The organism is Streptomyces sp. NPDC096310, from assembly GCF_044763125.1.
Lineage (GTDB): Bacteria > Actinomycetota > Actinomycetes > Streptomycetales > Streptomycetaceae > Streptomyces.
In genome coordinates this window covers 14,368-29,808 of record NZ_JBIWFO010000025.1, presented here as the reverse complement: position 1 = coordinate 29,808, position 15,441 = coordinate 14,368, and the positions used below count along the sequence as shown (strand labels likewise).

Below are 15,441 nucleotides of genomic sequence, written 5' to 3'. Positions count from 1 at the left end.
GCCGGGTATGGCCGTGCGGGCGCCGTGCTACCGGGCGGCCGCGTCGAAGAGCGTGTGCATCGCGTAGCGCAGCTCGTTGACGTTCCGTACCGGCTCGGGGAAGTCGAAGCGGGCGTCGAAGCACTGGACACCGGTGAAGCGCACCCGCAGCCCGAAGCGGTCGATCGCGACCGGTACGGCCGCGGTCCCGGCGGCGGACGCGGACGCGGTCCGCTCGCCGAGCAGTCCGCGCAGGGACCGCACCTCGGCGCCGTGCGCGGAGTGGAGGTGCTGGAGCAGCTCCGCCTCGTGCTCCACCAGCGGGTCGGGGGCCGCCCGTACGAAGTCCTCGGGCTCCACGGACTCGGCGCCCCACAGGTCGTCCACGCACGCCTCGCCGACCTCCAGGCGCAACGTCATCCGGCCGGCGTCCGCCCGGCCGGGTTCGCGGGTGAGCCAGCCGGAGAGCCAGGCCCGGCCGCGGATACGGTGGGGTACGGAGACGGGCGCCACGTCCGTCAGCTCCAGCACCGCGTGGAGTTCGTCGTCCTGCGCGTGGGTGGCGGCCCGTACCGCGGGGGAGTCCGACGGGAAGGCGAGGAACACCTCGCCGTCCGGGCCCACGGACCGCATGTCGGGCATGAGCTGGAAGGGCCTGGCCCCGTCCAGGCCCGGGATGAGCAGCGCCGCGGAGCATGTACCCTGTACGAGAGTTCGTGTGCGTTCGGCTGCTGACGGCATCCGGTCGATTTCAAGCCCGCTGGGACGCGGCTGACCATGAGCTGATCGGACCTCCGTCGATTCGTCGCTCTCCGCGCCGAGCTTGTCTGTGATGTCCGTGATGCGCGTGGTGTTCCCAGGGCGAGACATGCGATCTCCTTAAGTAAGGTGAGCCTAACCTAACCTACAACGGAGGTCTGGAGAACGTGCCTAACCAGTCGCGTCCCAAGGTCAAGAAGTCGCGTGCGCTCGGTATCGCGCTGACGCCCAAGGCGGTCAAGTACTTCGAGGCCCGTCCTTACCCGCCGGGTGAGCACGGTCGTGGACGCAAGCAGAACAGTGACTACAAGGTCCGTCTGCTGGAGAAGCAGCGCCTGCGCGCCCAGTACGACATCAGCGAGCGCCAGATGGCCCGCGCCTACGACCGCGCCAAGAAGGCCGGCGGCAAGACGGGCGAGGCCCTGGTCGTCGAGCTGGAGCGCCGTCTCGACGCGCTCGTCCTGCGGTCGGGCATCGCCCGCACCATCTACCAGGCCCGTCAGATGGTCGTGCACGGTCACATCGAGGTCAACGGCGGCAAGGTCGACAAGCCGTCGTTCCGCGTCCGTCCCGACGACGTCGTGATGGTCCGCGAGCGCAGCCGCGACAAGGTCCCCTTCCAGGTCGCCCGCGAGGGTGGCTACGACACGGACGGCGAGACCCCGCGCTACCTCCAGGTCAACCTGAAGGCGCTGGCGTTCCGCCTGGACCGCGACCCGAACCGCAAGGAAATCCCGGTCATCTGCGACGAGCAGCTCGTCGTCGAGTACTACGCCCGCTGACCCGGACGCGGTAGCTCCACCACGCTTCAGCCCGCCGTCTCCCCGCCCTCCAGGCCGGAGAGCCGGCGGGCTTTCGCGTGGCTCCTCCGGCCTCCCCGCACACCGCCCGCACACCGCTAATCCGGTACGGGGCCGGGTCCGCGGCGCGATAGGCTCGGAGAGCGACTTTCCAGTTGTTCAGTGACCTTCGACGATCAGGGAGCGGTGCGGCGTGACCGGTGGAGAGGTTGCCGGAATCCTGGTGGCCGTGTTCTGGGCCATCCTGGTCTCCTTCCTGGCCGTGGTGCTGGTGAGACTGGCGCAGACGCTCAAGGCGACCACCCGGCTGGTGGCGGACGTCACCGAACAGGCCGTCCCCCTGCTGGCGGACGCCTCCGCGACGGTGCGCTCCGCGCAGACCCAGCTCGACCGGGTCGACGCCATCGCGTCCGACGTCCAGGAAGTCACCTCCAACGCCTCGGCGCTCTCCACCACGGTCGCCTCGACGTTCGGCGGCCCGCTCGTCAAGGTCGCGGCGTTCGGTTACGGAGTACGCCAGGCGATGGGACGCCGGGGCGCACCCGCCGCCGGGAACGAGCCCGCGGAGCGGGCGAACCGCCGTACGGTCGTCGTCGGCCGTACGCTCCCCGCCGCCCGGTTCCGGAAGAAGAAGGGCTGACCGCAGCGATGTTCCGCCGTACGTTCTGGTTCACCGCGGGCGCCGCCGCCGGCGTCTGGGCCACCGCCAAGGTCAACCGCAAGCTCAAGCAGCTCACCCCGGAGAGCCTTGCCGCCCAGGCGGCGAACAAGGCGATCGACGCCGGGCACAAGGCCAGGGAGTTCGCCGTCGACGTCCGCTCCGCGATGGTGCGGCGCGAGGCCGAACTGGGCGAGGCGCTGGGCCTGGACGCACCCGCGGACCACGCGCTGCCCGCCCCGCGGCGGCTCGCCGCGATCGACCGCCCCCGGACCACGCACTCCTACAACTCGCACAACCGGAATGAGGACCACTGATGGAGTCGGCTGAAATTCGTCGCCGCTGGCTGAGCTTCTTCGAGGAGCGCGGTCACACCGTCGTCCCTTCGGCGTCGCTCATCGCCGACGACCCGACTCTGCTGCTGGTCCCGGCGGGCATGGTGCCCTTCAAGCCGTACTTCCTCGGCGAGGTCAAGCCGCCGTACGCCCGCGCCACCAGCGTGCAGAAGTGCGTCCGTACCCCGGACATCGAAGAGGTAGGCAAGACCACCCGGCACGGCACGTTCTTCCAGATGTGCGGCAACTTCTCCTTCGGCGACTACTTCAAGGAAGGCGCCATCACGCTCGCCTGGGAGCTGTTGACCAGCTCCGTGGCGGACGGCGGCTACGGACTCGACCCGGAGCGCCTGTGGGTCACCGTCTACCTGGACGACGACGAGGCCGAGCAGATCTGGCGCGAGAAGATCGGCGTCCCCGCCGAGCGCATCCAGCGCCTCGGCAAGAAGGACAACTACTGGTCCATGGGCGTGCCGGGCCCCTGCGGCCCCTGCTCGGAGATCAACTACGACCGCGGCCCCGAGTTCGGCGTCGAGGGCGGGCCGGCCGTCAACGACGAGCGCTACGTGGAGATCTGGAACCTGGTCTTCATGCAGTTCGAGCGCGGCCCCGGCGAGGGCAAGGACGACTTCCCGATCCTCGGTGAGCTGCCCTCCAAGAACATCGACACCGGCCTCGGCCTCGAACGTCTCGCCATGATCCTCCAGGGCGTACAGAACATGTACGAGACCGACACCCTGCGGGTCGTCATGGACAAGGCCACCGAGCTGACGGGCGTACGGTACGGCGCCGACCACGGCTCCGACGTCTCGCTGCGCGTGGTCGCCGACCACATCCGTACGTCCACGATGCTCATCGGGGACGGCGTCACCCCCGGCAACGAGGGGCGCGGTTACGTCCTGCGCCGCATCATGCGCCGCGCCATCCGCAACATGCGCCTCCTCGGCGCCACGGAGCCGGTCGTCGCCGCGCTGGTCGACGTGGTCATCAGGACCATGGGCGAGCAGTACCCGGAGCTGGAGACCGACCGCAAGCGCATCGAGACCGTCGCCCTCGCCGAGGAGGCCGCCTTCCTCAAGGCCCTCAAGGGCGGCACGAACATCCTCGACACCGCCGTCACCGAGACCAAGGCCACCGGCGGCCGGGTGCTCCCCGGCGACAAGGCGTTCCTGCTCCACGACACCTGGGGCTTCCCCATCGACCTCACCCTGGAGATGGCCTCGGAGCAGGGCCTGACCGTGGACGAGGAGGGCTTCCGCCGGCTCATGAAGGAGCAGCGGGAGCGGGCCAAGGCCGACGCCAAGGCCAAGAAGTCCGGCCATGCCGATCTCTCCGCCTACCGCTCGGTCGCGGACACCAGCGGCTCCACCGAGTTCACCGGCTACACCGCCACCGAGAACGAGTCGATCGTCGTCGGCCTGCTGGTCGACGGGGTGCCCTCGCCGGCCGCCACCGAGGGCGACGACGTCGAGATCGTCCTCGACCGCACACCGTTCTACGCCGAGGGCGGCGGCCAGCTCGCCGACCAGGGCCGGATCCGGCTCGACAGCGGCGCCGTCGTCCAGATCCGCGATGTCCAGCAGCCGGTCCCCGGTGTCTCCGTGCACAAGGGAACGGTGCAGGTCGGCGAGGTGACGGTGGGCGCCTCCGCGTACGCCGCCATCGACCTGACCCGCCGCCGGGCCATCGCCCGCGCCCACAGCGCCACGCACCTCACGCACCAGGCCCTGCGCGACGCCCTCGGCCCGACGGCCGCCCAGGCCGGTTCCGAGAACTCCCCGGGCCGCTTCCGCTTCGACTTCGGCTCGCCCGCCGCCGTACCCGGCACGGTGCTTCTGGATGTCGAGCAGAAGATCAACGAGGTGCTCGCCCGGGAGCTGGACGTCCAGGCCGAGGTCATGTCGATCGACGAGGCCAAGAAGCAGGGCGCCATCGCCGAGTTCGGCGAGAAGTACGGCGAGCGGGTCCGTGTCGTCACCATCGGCGACTTCTCCAAGGAGCTGTGCGGCGGTACGCACGTCCACAACACCGCCCAGCTCGGGTTGGTGAAGCTGCTCGGCGAGTCGTCGATCGGCTCCGGGGTACGGCGTATCGAAGCCCTGGTGGGTGTGGACGCGTACAATTTCCTCGCCAGGGAGCACACCGTCGTCGCCCAGCTCCAGGAGCTGGTCAAGGGCCGCTCCGAGGAGCTGCCCGAGAAGATCGCCGGGATGCTCGGCAAGCTCAAGGACGCCGAGAAGGAGATCGAGAAGTTCCGCGCGGAGAAGGTGCTCGCCGCCGCCGCCGGACTGGCCGGTTCCGCCCAGGACGTCCGGGGCACGGCCCTGGTCACCGGGCAGGTCCCGGACGGCACCTCGGCCGACGACCTGCGGAAGCTGGTCCTCGACGTACGCGGCCGTATCAGCGGGGACCGGCCGGTGGTCGTCGCCCTGTTCACCACGGCGGGCGGCCGTCCGCTGACGGTCATCGCCACCAACGAGGCCGCCCGTGCGCGCGGGCTCAAGGCCGGTGACCTGGTGCGTACCGCCGCCAAGACGCTCGGTGGCGGCGGGGGCGGCAAGCCGGACCTCGCCCAGGGCGGCGGCCAGAACCCGGAGGCCATCGGGGACGCCGTCGCCGCCGTCGAGCGCCTCGTCGCCGAAACGGCCTGACGCCGGATGAGGCGGGGACGCCGGCTCGCGATCGATGTCGGGGACGCCCGGATCGGGGTCGCCTCGTGCGACCCCGACGGGATCCTCGCCACGCCGGTGGAGACCGTGCCGGGACGCGATGTCCCGGCCGCCCACCGGAGGCTGCGGCAGCTCGTCGAGGAGTACGAACCCATCGAAGTGCTGGTCGGGCTGCCACGCTCCCTCAACGGGGGCGAGGGGCCCGCCGCCGCGAAGGTACGAGTGTTCGTTCAGGAGCTCGCACGGGGGGTCGCACCGGTGCCGGTGCGGCTGGTCGATGAGCGAATGACCACAGTGACGGCCAGTCAGGGGCTGCGCGCTTCGGGCGTTAAGTCCAAGAAAGGACGGTCCGTTATCGACCAAGTGGCGGCAGTTGTCATCCTCCAGAGCGCGCTGGAGGCCGAACGGGTATCAGGTAATCCTCCCGGCGAGAGCGTCGAAGTGGTCATCTGATCGCGGTACGGTAACGTTCCGCGCGATGCGGCGGTGTTCGAACAGCCGCCGCACAGCAAAGAGGCGACACGGACGCCGTGCCACTGCGCTCAGCGGTCACGCCTCGCGGCTCAAGGGGATCGATGACTGACTATGGCCGGGGCCCGGGCTCCGAACCGTGGCACCCTGGGGACCCTCTGTACGGGGACGCGGGGTGGGCGGCACAGCAGGCCACCGACGGCAGCGGCTCCTCCTACGGAGGGCAGCAGCAGTACCCGCAGCAGTCGCAGGCTCCCGCGCAGTACGGGGCGGTCCAGGACCCGTACCAACAGCAGTACCAGCAACAGCCGCAGCACCCCCAGTACCAGGGCGGGCAGCCCGAGTACGGTGCTCAGCTGTACGGCGATCAGCAGTACGGCACGCCGCAGCAACCACAGCAGCCCCATCAGCAGCAGCCCCATCAACAGCAGGGGCATCAGCAGTACGCGGAGCAGCAGTACGCGCCGCAGCACCCCCAGCCGCAGTACGGCGATCCCCAGTACAACGACCCGCAGTACAACGGCGGTTGGGACAACGGCCAGCAGGCCGAGATGCCGTACGGAGCGAACTCCTCGGCCCCCTACGCGGGCGAGTACGGCACCTACGCGGAGAACCACGACCAGTACGGCACCCCCGACGCCTACCCGCCCCCACAGCCCCCTGGCAGACGTCAGGCCGAGCCGGAACCCCAGCCGGAACCCGACCAGGCCGAGGCGGCCGGGGACGTGCCGGAGAAGGAGACGCACCCCTTTTTCACCGGCGGGGGCGGCGACGGGGAGGACGACGAGCCGGGCTCGGGGCGCGGCGGCGCGGGCCGTGAGCGCCGAGGCAAGACGAAGAAGAAGAAAAAGGGCCACAACGGCATCGCCTGTCTGGTCGTCGCCGTGGTCTTCCTCGGCGGCGCCGGTGGGATCGGCTATGTCGGCTACCAGTTCTGGCAGAGCAGGTTCGGCCCGCCGCCGGACTACGCGGGCGCGGGCTCCGGCGATATCGAGGTGGAAATCCCTCCGGGGGCCGGCGGATATGAGATCGGTGCCATTCTGGTGAAGAAGGGCGTGGTGAAGAGCCAGCGCGCCTTTGTCGCCGCACAGAACCAGAATCCCAAGGGGAATACCCTCCAGGCGGGCGTCTACATTCTCGCCAAGGAGATGTCCGCGCGGAACGCGGTCACGAAGATGCTCAGCCCGAGCAGCAGAAACGCGCTGATCTTCCCCGAAGGCAAGCGCAACGAATTCGTCTACGCGCAGATCGACAAACGGCTCGGACTCAAGAAGGGCGAGACCGCGGCCGTCGCCAAGGCGCAGGTGAAGAACCTGGGCCTGCCGAAATGGGCGAACGACAGCACCGCCGTAAAGGATCCGCTGGAGGGCTTCCTCTTCCCCGCCAGCTACCCGGTCGCTAAGGGGACGAAACCGGAGACCGTCCTCAAGAAGATGGTCGCCCGCGCCAAGGCCGAATACGAGAAGCAGGACATCGAGGCCGAGGCGAAGAAGCTGAAGCTGAACTCGCCGCTCCAACTGCTCACCGTCGCGAGTCTCGTCCAGGCGGAGGGCAAGTACAAGCACGACTTCGACAAGGTCGCCCGCGTCGTCTACAACCGCCTGCAGCCGGAGAACACCGAGACCGTCGGGCGCCTTGAGTTCGACTCAACCGTCAACTACATCAAGGCCCAGAGCAGACTGGACCTCGGCGCGGTCGACGACCTGCGCAGGATCAAGGACCCGTACAACACCTACGACATCAAGGGCCTGCCGCCCGGTCCCATCGGAAACCCGGGTGCCGACGCCCTGCACTCGGCGATCAACCCGGCGGAAGGCCCCTGGTACTACTTCGTCTCGGTGACCTCGGACAAGACGCTCTTCGCCGTCACCAACGAGGAGCACGAGGCGAACCGCCAGGAGTACGAGAGGGAAAGCAAGAAACCGTGATGTCACACCGGCGGGCGGCGGTCCTCGGATCGCCCATCGCTCATTCCCTCTCCCCGACGCTGCACCGCGCCGCGTACGGAGAGCTCGGTCTGAGCCAGTGGTCGTACGACCGTTTCGAGGTGGACGAGGCCGGGCTGCCCGGTTTCCTCGAAGGGCTGCGGGACGACCCCTCCTGGGCGGGGCTGTCGTTGACCATGCCACTCAAGCGGGCCGTCATCCCGCTGCTGGACGAGGTCACCGACACCGCTGCCTCCGTGGAAGCGGTCAACACCGTCGTCTTCGGCGAGGACGGGCGGCGCACCGGTGACAACACCGACATCCCCGGCATGATCGCCGCCCTGCGGGAGCGCGGTGTGGAGAAGGTGGATTCCGCGGCGATCCTGGGGGCGGGCGCGACCGCCTCGTCCGCCGTCGCCGCGCTCTCCCGTATCTGTACGGGGCCGGTCACCGCGTATGTACGGAGCAAGGCCCGCGCCGCCGAGATGCGCGGCTGGGGCGACCGCCTCGGGGTCGAGGTCCGGATCGCCGACTGGGCGGAGGCGGACCGGGCGCTCGGCGCGCCGCTGGTGATCGCCACCACCCCGGCGGGCACCACCGACGCCCTCGCCGACGCGGTCCCGGACGCGGCCGGCACGCTCTTCGACGTGCTGTACGAGCCCTGGCCGACAGCGCTCGCCGCGGCCTGGGCGGGGCGCGGGGGAGCCCTGGTGAGCGGGCTCGATCTGCTGGTCCACCAGGCGGTGCTCCAGGTGGAGATGATGACGGGCCGCTCGCCCGCGCCGCTCGACGCGATGCGGAAGGCGGGCGTCGCGGCGCTCGGCTGACCCGTACCGCGCCGGGCGGCCGGGTGGCAGGCGGTCCGCTCCGCGGACCGCTGCCCGCCGCTGATCCCCGCCGTGGGAGAATCGGACATGGCGGGCCAGGGCCGCGCACCCGGTCGCGCCGTTGTAGTTCCAGGCGCGAGCATGAGGGAGCACCGTTGAGCAGGTTGCGCTGGCTGACCGCGGGGGAGTCCCACGGACCCGCACTCGTGGCGACGCTGGAGGGTCTTCCCGCCGGTGTGCCCATCACCACGGAGATGGTGGCGGACCACCTGGCCCGGCGCCGCCTCGGCTACGGCCGTGGTGCTCGGATGAAGTTCGAGCGGGACGAGATCACCTTCCTCGGCGGTGTACGCCACGGCCTGACCATGGGCTCGCCCGTCGCGATCATGGTGGGCAACACCGAGTGGCCCAAGTGGGAGCAGGTCATGTCGGCCGATCCGGTCGACCCCGCCGAGCTGGCCCAGCTCGCCAGGAACGCCCCGCTGACCCGCCCCCGGCCCGGCCACGCGGACCTCGCGGGCATGCAGAAGTACGGCTTCGACGAGGCCCGTCCCGTCCTGGAGCGCGCCAGCGCCCGGGAGACCGCGGCGCGTGTCGCGCTCGGCGCCGTGGCGCGCTCGTACCTGAAGGAGACGGCCGGGATCGAGATCGTCTCCCACGTAGTCGAGCTGGCCTCGGCCAAGGCCCCGTACGGCGTCCTCCCGGAGCCGTCCGATGTGGCGAAGCTCGACGCGGACCCGGTGCGCTGTCTGGACGCCGACGCCAGCAAGGCGATGGTCGCGGAGATCGACCAGGCCCACAAGGACGGCGACACCCTCGGCGGGGTCGTCGAGGTGCTGGCGTACGGCGTGCCCGTCGGGCTCGGCTCGCACGTCCACTGGGACCGCAGGCTCGACGCCCGGCTCGCCGCCGCGCTCATGGGCATCCAGGCCATCAAGGGTGTCGAGGTCGGCGACGGCTTCGGACTCGCCCGGGTGCCGGGCTCCAAGGCGCACGACGAGATCGTCCCGACCGCCGACGGCCTGCGGCGCGCCTCCGGCCGCTCCGGCGGCACCGAGGGCGGGCTGACCACCGGTGAGGTGCTGCGCGTACGGGCCGCGATGAAGCCGATCGCGACCGTGCCGCGCGCGCTGGCCACCGTCGACGTGGCCACCGGCGAGGCGACCAGCGCCCACCACCAGCGCTCCGACGTGTGCGCCGTGCCGGCCGCCGGGATCGTCGCCGAGGCCATGGTCGCGCTGACCCTCGCGGACGCGGTCGCGGAGAAGTTCGGCGGCGACAGCGTCACCGAGACGCGCCGCAACGTCGCCTCGTACCTCGACAACCTCCGGATCCGATGAGCGCCCCGGACCCGGCGAGCGGGCCGGTGAACGGTCCGGCCGTCGTGCTCGTCGGCCCCATGGGCGTCGGCAAGTCCACCGTCGGTGAACTGCTCGCCGCCCGGCTCGGCATGGCCTTCCGCGACAGCGACGCCGACATCGTCGCCGCCCAGGGGCGGTCCATCGCGGAGATCTTCGTGGACGAGGGCGAGACGCACTTCCGCGAGCTGGAGCGCGCGGCGGTGCGGCGCGCCCTCACCGAGCACACCGGCGTCCTCGCGCTCGGCGGCGGCGCGATCCTCGACGAGACCACCCGCGCGGCGCTGACCGGGCTGCCGGTCGCCTATCTCTCGATGGAGGTCGCCGAGGCGGCCCGGCGGACCGGGCTGAACACGGCGCGCCCACTGCTGGCCGTCAACCCCCGCCAGCAGTGGAAGCTGCTGATGGAGGGGCGCCGCCATCTGTACACGGAGGTGGCCCGGGTCTCCGTCGCCACCGACGACCGCACGCCCGAAGAGGTCGTGGACGCCGTCCTCGACGCGCTGGAGCAGACCCCTCCTCCGGCGGACCAGCTCAGGATCCCCGGCACGATCCCCGGCAAGGAGAACCCCGTATGACGGACCAGGCAGTCACCCGTATCCAGGTCGGCGGCACGGCGGGACACGACCCGTACGAGGTACTGGTCGGACACCGGCTCCTCGGCGAGCTGCCCGCCCTGATCGGGCCTCGGGTCCGGCGGATCGCCGTCATCCATCCCGAGGCGCTGGAGGGGACCGGCGAGGCGCTGCGCGCGGACCTCGCCGACCAGGGGTACGAGGCCGTCGCGATCCAGGTGCCGAACGCGGAGGAGGCGAAGACCGCCGAGGTCGCCGCGTACTGCTGGAAGGCGCTCGGGCAGACCGGCTTCACCCGTAGCGATGTGATCATCGGTGTGGGCGGTGGCGCCACCACCGACCTGGCCGGATTCGTCGCCGCGACCTGGCTGCGCGGGGTGCGCTGGATCGCCGTACCGACGACCGTGCTCGCCATGGTCGACGCGGCCGTGGGCGGCAAGACGGGCATCAACACCGCCGAGGGCAAGAACCTCGTCGGCGCCTTCCACCCGCCCGCCGGGGTGCTCTGCGACCTCGCCGCGCTGGAGTCCCTGAGCGTCAACGACTACGTCAGCGGCATGGCGGAGATCATCAAGGCGGGGTTCATCGCGGACCCGGCCATCCTGGAGCTGGTCGAGGCCGACCCGGAGGGCGCCCGTACGCCGTCGGGGCCGCACACCGCCGAGCTGATCGAGCGTTCGATCCGGGTCAAGGCCGAGGTCGTCTCCAACGACCTCAAGGAGTCCGGTCTCCGGGAGATCCTGAACTACGGCCACACCCTGGCGCACGCCATCGAGAAGAACGAGCGCTACAAGTGGCGGCACGGCGCCGCCGTCTCCGTCGGCATGGTCTTCGCCGCCGAACTGGGGCGGCTGGCCGGCCGGCTCGACGACGCGACCGCCGACCGGCACCGCGCCGTACTGGAGTCCGTCGGTCTCCCGCTGACCTACCGCGGCGACCAGTGGCCCAAGCTGCTGGAGACCATGAAGGTCGACAAGAAGTCCCGCGGCGACCTGCTGCGCTTCATCGTGCTCGACGGCCTCGGCAAGCCGACCGTGCTGGAGGGCCCGGACCCGGCGGTGCTGCTCGCCGCGTACGGGGAGGTGTCGGCGTGAGCCGACGGGTCCTCGTCCTCAACGGACCCAACCTGGGCCGCCTCGGCTCACGCGAGCCCGATGTGTACGGCGCGACCTCGTACGCCGGGCTGGTGGACGCCTGCCAGACCCTGGGCAAGGAGCTGGGGTTCGACGTCGACGTACGGGAGACCAACGACGAGGGCGAGCTGATCCGCTGGCTCCACGAGGCCGCGGACGGCGCCCTGCCGGTCGTCCTCAACCCGGGCGCGTTCACCCACTACTCGTACGCGATGCGGGACGCGGCGGCGCAGCGCACCGCGCCGCTGATCGAGGTGCACATCTCGAACCCGTACGCGCGCGAGGAGTTCCGGCACACCTCGGTGGTCGCGGCCGTCGCCAGTGGTACGGTCGCGGGCTTCGGCATCGGCTCGTACCGGCTGGCACTGCGCGCGCTCGCGGAGGAGCTGACCGCCTGACGGGGCGCCGGCCGGCACCCCCCGGGCATCCCGGCCGTTCCCACGAGGACGGCCGGGGGCGGTACCGTTCGGTAGCGCGGCCCGCGGGGCCGCCGACCAGCGTCAGTCGTACGAGACGGAGTGGCACCGGATGCAGCACTCAGTGGGGGCTCCGTTGCCGCCTCCCCAGGGACCGGGGCACGGAACCGGATGGGTGCCCCCGGCACCGGGCGTACCTCAGGCGCACGGAGCGCACCAGGCACAGGGACCGCAGCCGGCGCACGGGTCCCACCAGCCTCCCGGCCCCCCTCGGCCCTCAGGGCCCCCTGGGCCGCCCCAGCCTCCGGGACAGCACCCGGTCCCGGGACAGCACCCCGGGCCGGCGCACGGGCCCGCGCAGGAGCACCGACACCCCCCCGTGCCGCCGCCCGGCGGGCAGACCGGACAGCCCTCCACCGACGTGACCGGACATGTCCAGCTCCCGCCCGGCGGCCCCGTACCGGTCCCCGCCGCACGGCCCGCCGACAGCGGTACGGGCACCGCGACCCTCGCCGTCCTGCTGATCGGGCCCGCCGGCGCGGGCAAGACGACCGTGGCCCGGCACTGGGCGAGCAGCCGCCGGGTGCCCACCGCGCACATCAGCCTGGACGACGTACGCGAATGGGTCTGCGCCGGATTCGCCGACCCGCAGTCCGGCTGGAACGACCACTCCGAGGCGCAGTACCGGCTGGCCCGTCGCACCTGCGGCTTCGCCGCCCGTAACTTCCTCGCCAACGGCATCTCCTGCATCCTGGACGACGCGGTCTTCCCGGACCGCCCGGTCGTCGGACTCGGCGGCTGGAAGCGCCATGTCGGCCCCGGACTGCTCCCGGTCGTCCTGCTCCCCGGGCTGGAGATCGTGCTGGAGCGCAACGCCGAGCGCAGCGGCAACCGCCGGCTGGCGGACGAGGAGGTCGCGGGCATCCACGGCCGGATGGCCGGCTGGTACGGCTCGGGGCTGCCCATCATCGACAACTCCAAGTACGACGTGGAGACCACGGCCCGGGTCCTGGACGACGTCCTGGCCCGCGCCCTGGCCTCCCCGCCGAGCTGGTGAGCCGGCGGCCCCGGAGGTTCCCCGGTCGGACGCGCTGAACCGGCCGGGTGAGGCGGTCACTCGTACGATCGGGTCATGTCAGACGTGTATGCGGTCCGCCGCGCGCGGCTGCGTGACCGGTGCGCCGCCGCGGGCAACCCGGCGGCCCTGGTCTCCCGGCCCGCCAACGTCCGCTACCTCGCGGGCGGGGCGCCGCCCGGCGCCGTGCTGCTGCTCGGCCCGTACGACAACGACACCCTGCTCTGCCCCCGCGTCCCCGGCCACGAAGGACCGGCGGGGCTCGACGAACGGCTGCGCCTCACCACCGTCCCCATCAGCGGGGACCCGGCCGTGGCCGCCGCGGGGATCCTCACCCCGTCGTCCGCCGGTTCGCTCGCCGTCGAGGAGCACCACCTCACCGTCGCCCGCCACCGGGCCATCGGCGCCGTCGCGCCCGGGCTGCGCCTCACGGACCTCGGCTGCGCCGTGGAGCAGCAGCGGATCGTCAAGGACGAGGCGGAGATCGCCTGTCTGCGGATCGCCGCCGAGATCGCCGACCACGCGCTGGGGGAGCTGCTGGAGTCGATCCTGGTGGGCCGCACGGAGCGGCATCTCGCGCTGGAGCTGGAGCGGCGGCTCGTCGACCACGGCGCCGACGGCCCGGCCTTCCCGACCGTCGTGGCCACCGGGCCGCACTCGGGCCGCCCCGGGCACCGTCCCTCGGACCGCCGGGTCGAGGAGGGTGATTTCCTCTCCGTCGGCCTCGGCGCCGACTACCGCGGATACCGCTGTCTCATCGGCCGGACCTTCGTCATCGGAACGTCTCCCGCCGACTGGCAGATCGAGCTGTACGAGCTGGTCTTCGCGGCACAACGGGCAGGTCGGGAGGGGCTGGTGCCGGGCGCGGGCTATCGCGACGTGGACCGCGCGACGCGGTATCCGCTGGAGGCCGCCGGGCACGGCGAGGGGCTCGCACCCCGTACGGGGCACGGGGTCGGACTGGAAATCGACGAGGACCCGCAGCTCGCCCCCGCGGCCATGGGTAAACTGGACGCTTGTGTGCCGGTCACCGTCGGACCGGGGGTCCACCTCCCGGGCCGGGGCGGTGTCCGGATCGATGACACGCTCGTCGTCCGCCCCGAGGCGGACGGCGGACCCGAGCTACTCACCATCACGACCAAGGAGCTGCTCGCGCTCTAGTCCGGCGCCGGTGCCGGGTACCGCCCGCGCCATGGCGCGGGTGTCGCCCAGGTATCCGCCGGGACGGCGCGCGGCCCTCGGTCGTCCACCTGCTTTCAGTCCAGGAGATTCCGCAACCGTGGCTTCCACGAACGACCTCAAGAACGGCCTGGTGCTCAAGCTCGACGGAGGCCAGCTCTGGTCCGTCGTCGAGTTCCAGCACGTCAAGCCCGGCAAGGGCCCGGCCTTTGTGCGCACCAAGCTCAAGAACGTGCTCTCCGGCAAGGTCGTCGACAAGACCTTCAACGCCGGCGTGAAGGTCGAGGTGGCCACCGTTGACCGCCGCGACATGCAGTTCTCGTACATGGACGGCGAGTACTTCGTCTTCATGGACATGACCACGTACGACCAGCTCATGATCGACCGCAAGTCGGTCGGTGACGCGGCGAACTTCCTGATCGAGGGCTTCACCGCCACGGTCGCCACGCACGAGGGCGAGGTGCTCTACGTCGAGCTGCCCGCCGCGGTCGAGCTGGTCATCAAGCACACCGACCCGGGCGTCCAGGGCGACCGCTCGACCGGTGGCACCAAGCCGGCGACGCTGGAGACCGATTACGAGATCGGCGTCCCGCTCTTCATCACCACCGGCGAGAAGATCAAGGTCGACACCCGTACGGGCGACTACCTCGGCCGGGTGAACAGCTAACCGTGGCTGCCAGGAGCAATGCCCGTAAGCGCGCGTTCCAGATCCTCTTCGAGGCCGATCAGCGCGGTACGTCCGTACAGAACGTTCTCGCGGACTGGATCAGGCACTCCCGCTCCGACGACCGGCAGCCGCCCGTCAGCGAGTTCACCATGGAACTGGTCGAGGGATACGCGGAGCACGTGGCCCGTATCGACGAACTCATCGCCACCTACGCGGTGGACTGGGACCTCGACCGGATGCCGGTCGCCGACCGCAACATCGTCCGGCTCGGCACGTACGAACTGATCTGGCTGGACGGGACCCCGGACGCCGTGGCGATCGACGAGGCGGTCCAGCTCGCCAAGGAGTTCTCCACCGACGAGTCCCCGTCGTTCGTGAACGGCCTTCTCAGCCGCTTCAAGGACCTCAAGCCGAGTCTGCGCCGCGCCTGAGCGGCGGTCCGCCCTCACGTACCGGACGGGAGCAGTCGCCCCGCCCGGTACGTGAGGGCGTCCGTGTCTCCAGTACCCGGCGCGCGGGTGCCGGACGCGCCGGAGGGCGGTCCCGTACACGCGTACGGGACCGCCCCCCGGGAGGTGACGTTTCTGCCGATCCGCGGGCCGGGCCCGCGGGGCG

General features: G+C 71.2%; 16 protein-coding genes. 15 read left to right on the top strand and 1 reads right to left on the bottom strand.

The features are described from left to right. Positions 1-27: 27 nt before the first annotated feature. Positions 28-720 carry a DUF2470 domain-containing protein gene (locus ACIQ7D_RS31470; RefSeq protein ID WP_403943603.1) on the bottom strand — a complete coding sequence of 231 codons (693 nt, stop codon included), beginning with the start codon at positions 718-720 and terminating at the stop codon, positions 28-30. A 185-nt stretch (positions 721-905) separates the two neighbouring features. Here ACIQ7D_RS31470 and rpsD point away from each other — a divergent pair, with 185 nt between their 5' ends. From rpsD to nusB, 15 genes are all read left to right on the top strand, one after another. Continuing rightward, on the top strand, positions 906-1,520 hold the full coding sequence (gene rpsD / locus ACIQ7D_RS31465) for a 30S ribosomal protein S4 (RefSeq protein WP_114622954.1): 615 nt from the start codon (positions 906-908) through the stop codon (positions 1,518-1,520). 211 nt (positions 1,521-1,731) lie between these two features. Next, positions 1,732-2,178, top strand: coding sequence for a DUF948 domain-containing protein (locus ACIQ7D_RS31460; RefSeq protein ID WP_403943455.1), 447 nt, complete (start codon positions 1,732-1,734; stop codon positions 2,176-2,178). Positions 2,179-2,186: 8 nt separating this feature from the next. Further along, entirely contained in the window at positions 2,187-2,513 is a 327-nt protein-coding gene (locus ACIQ7D_RS31455; protein ID WP_403943453.1) for a DUF6167 family protein, read from the top strand. Then, entirely contained in the window at positions 2,513-5,182 is a 2,670-nt protein-coding gene (alaS, locus tag ACIQ7D_RS31450; protein WP_403943452.1) for an alanine--tRNA ligase, read from the top strand. Before ACIQ7D_RS31455 ends, alaS begins: the two co-directional genes overlap by 1 nt. 6 nt (positions 5,183-5,188) lie before the next feature. Beyond that, positions 5,189-5,653, top strand: a complete 465-nt coding sequence (gene ruvX / locus ACIQ7D_RS31445) for a Holliday junction resolvase RuvX (protein WP_403943451.1) — start codon at positions 5,189-5,191, stop codon at positions 5,651-5,653. 122 nt (positions 5,654-5,775) lie between these two features. Beyond that, entirely contained in the window at positions 5,776-7,599 is a 1,824-nt protein-coding gene (gene mltG, locus ACIQ7D_RS31440; protein ID WP_403943450.1) for an endolytic transglycosylase MltG, read from the top strand. Next, positions 7,599-8,423: a shikimate dehydrogenase gene (locus ACIQ7D_RS31435; RefSeq protein ID WP_403943447.1), complete on the top strand. Its 825-nt coding sequence runs from the start codon at positions 7,599-7,601 to the stop codon at positions 8,421-8,423. The genes mltG and ACIQ7D_RS31435 overlap by 1 nt, the downstream gene beginning before the upstream one ends. A gap of 155 nt (positions 8,424-8,578) precedes the next feature. Next, positions 8,579-9,763, top strand: a complete 1,185-nt coding sequence (aroC, locus tag ACIQ7D_RS31430; RefSeq protein ID WP_403943445.1) for a chorismate synthase — start codon at positions 8,579-8,581, stop codon at positions 9,761-9,763. Then, a complete protein-coding gene (locus ACIQ7D_RS31425) occupies positions 9,760-10,359 on the top strand; it encodes a shikimate kinase (RefSeq protein ID WP_403943442.1) in 600 nt (199 codons plus the stop codon). Before aroC ends, ACIQ7D_RS31425 begins: the two co-directional genes overlap by 4 nt. Beyond that, complete coding sequence (gene aroB, locus ACIQ7D_RS31420; RefSeq protein WP_403943440.1) at positions 10,356-11,450, top strand: 3-dehydroquinate synthase; 1,095 nt, start codon at positions 10,356-10,358, stop codon at positions 11,448-11,450. Before ACIQ7D_RS31425 ends, aroB begins: the two co-directional genes overlap by 4 nt. After that, the gene (aroQ, locus tag ACIQ7D_RS31415; protein WP_403943438.1) at positions 11,447-11,887 is read left to right on the top strand and encodes a type II 3-dehydroquinate dehydratase; all 441 of its coding nucleotides are present in this window, start codon (positions 11,447-11,449) and stop codon (positions 11,885-11,887) included. The genes aroB and aroQ overlap by 4 nt, the downstream gene beginning before the upstream one ends. 130 nt (positions 11,888-12,017) lie before the next feature. Then, complete coding sequence (locus ACIQ7D_RS31410) at positions 12,018-12,962, top strand: AAA family ATPase (RefSeq protein WP_403943436.1); 945 nt, start codon at positions 12,018-12,020, stop codon at positions 12,960-12,962. 75 nt (positions 12,963-13,037) lie between these two features. Beyond that, complete coding sequence (locus ACIQ7D_RS31405) at positions 13,038-14,141, top strand: aminopeptidase P family protein (RefSeq protein ID WP_403943433.1); 1,104 nt, start codon at positions 13,038-13,040, stop codon at positions 14,139-14,141. A 118-nt stretch (positions 14,142-14,259) separates the two neighbouring features. Continuing rightward, positions 14,260-14,826, top strand: a complete 567-nt coding sequence (gene efp / locus ACIQ7D_RS31400) for an elongation factor P (protein WP_365813198.1) — start codon at positions 14,260-14,262, stop codon at positions 14,824-14,826. A 2-nt stretch (positions 14,827-14,828) separates the two neighbouring features. Beyond that, positions 14,829-15,257, top strand: coding sequence for a transcription antitermination factor NusB (nusB, locus tag ACIQ7D_RS31395; protein ID WP_403943430.1), 429 nt, complete (start codon positions 14,829-14,831; stop codon positions 15,255-15,257). Positions 15,258-15,441: the final 184 nt, after the last annotated feature.

Coding starts and splice junctions, on each gene's coding strand:
- ACIQ7D_RS31470 (WP_403943603.1), bottom strand. CDS start 720: ATGCCGTCAGCAGCCGAACGCACACGAACTCTCGTACAGGGTACATGC.
- ACIQ7D_RS31455 (WP_403943453.1), top strand. CDS start 2,187: ATGTTCCGCCGTACGTTCTGGTTCACCGCGGGCGCCGCCGCCGGCGTC.
- alaS (WP_403943452.1), top strand. CDS start 2,513: ATGGAGTCGGCTGAAATTCGTCGCCGCTGGCTGAGCTTCTTCGAGGAG.
- ruvX (WP_403943451.1), top strand. CDS start 5,189: ATGAGGCGGGGACGCCGGCTCGCGATCGATGTCGGGGACGCCCGGATC.
- mltG (WP_403943450.1), top strand. CDS start 5,776: ATGACTGACTATGGCCGGGGCCCGGGCTCCGAACCGTGGCACCCTGGG.
- ACIQ7D_RS31435 (WP_403943447.1), top strand. CDS start 7,599: ATGTCACACCGGCGGGCGGCGGTCCTCGGATCGCCCATCGCTCATTCC.
- ACIQ7D_RS31425 (WP_403943442.1), top strand. CDS start 9,760: ATGAGCGCCCCGGACCCGGCGAGCGGGCCGGTGAACGGTCCGGCCGTC.
- aroB (WP_403943440.1), top strand. CDS start 10,356: ATGACGGACCAGGCAGTCACCCGTATCCAGGTCGGCGGCACGGCGGGA.
- ACIQ7D_RS31410 (WP_403943436.1), top strand. CDS start 12,018: ATGCAGCACTCAGTGGGGGCTCCGTTGCCGCCTCCCCAGGGACCGGGG.
- ACIQ7D_RS31405 (WP_403943433.1), top strand. CDS start 13,038: ATGTCAGACGTGTATGCGGTCCGCCGCGCGCGGCTGCGTGACCGGTGC.